Here is a 1,081-nt window from a genome sequence, read left to right on the forward strand (position 1 = left end):
CGAAGGCTTCGGCGTAGACGGGGTAGGTCTGGTGGAGTTGCTGGCCCATGCCGGTTCGTTGGCTGCCCTGTCCGGCGAACAGGAACGCCAGACGCCCGTCGCTCTCGGCGTGGCCTCGCAGGATGTTCGGGGCCGGTTCCCTGTGGGAGAGCGTGGCCAGGGCGTCGAGGCCCGTCAGGAAGCCGTCGAGGTCTTCGGCCACCACCGAGGCACGGTGCTCGAAGGCGGTACGGGTGACCGCCAGGGACAGACCCACGTCCGCCGGCCGCAGTCCGGGGTCGGCCGCGACCCTGGTCCGGAGCCGCGCCGCCTGGTCCCGCAGTGCCTCGGGAGTCCGCGCCGACAGCACCCAGGGCAGCGGGCCACGGACGACGGCCGCCTGCTCGGCTGCCGGGGCCGCCTCCGGAGCCCCCTCCAGAACCAGGTGGGCGTTGGTGCCGCTGATGCCGAAGGAGGAGACGGCGGCGCGGCGGGGCCGGTCGTGGGGGGTGGTCCAGGTGCGGGGTTGGGTGAGGAGGTTGACGTTTCCGGCGGTCCAGTCGACGTGGGGGCTGGGTGTGTCGGCGTGGAGGGTCTGGGGGAGGGTGCCGTGGTGCATGGCCATGACCATTTTGATGACGCCGGCGACGCCCGCGGCTGCCTGGGTGTGGCCGATGTTGGATTTGAGTGAGCCGAGGTGCAGGGGGTGGTCTGCGGGTCGGTTCTGGCCGTAGGTGGCGAGGATGGCTTGGGCTTCGATGGGGTCGCCGAGTTTGGTGCCGGTGCCGTGGGCCTCGACTGCGTCCACGTCGGAGGGTTCCAGCCGGGCGCTGGCCAGCGCCTGCCGGATGACGCGTTCCTGCGCGGGACCGTTGGGCGCGGTCAGACCATTGCTCGCACCGTCCTGGTTGACCGCGCTGCCGCGGATGACGGCCAGCACCTGGTGGCCGTTGCGCCGCGCGTCGGAGAGCCTTTCCAGCAGGAGGAGACCCGCGCCTTCGGAGAAACCGGTGCCGTCGGCGTCGGCGGAGAAGGCCTTGCACCGGCCGTCCGCCGACAGGCCGCGCTGGCGGCTGAACTCGATGAAGGTGTTGGGCGTGGC

General features: G+C 72.0%; 1 protein-coding gene. It reads right to left on the reverse strand.

The window, feature by feature from the left end:
* A partial coding sequence (locus ACWDBB_RS36260) for a ketoacyl-synthetase C-terminal extension domain-containing protein (protein ID WP_449793661.1) occupies positions 1-1,081 on the reverse strand: 1,081 nt, incomplete at both ends.

It is taken from the genome of Kitasatospora sp. NPDC001095, assembly GCF_053598615.1.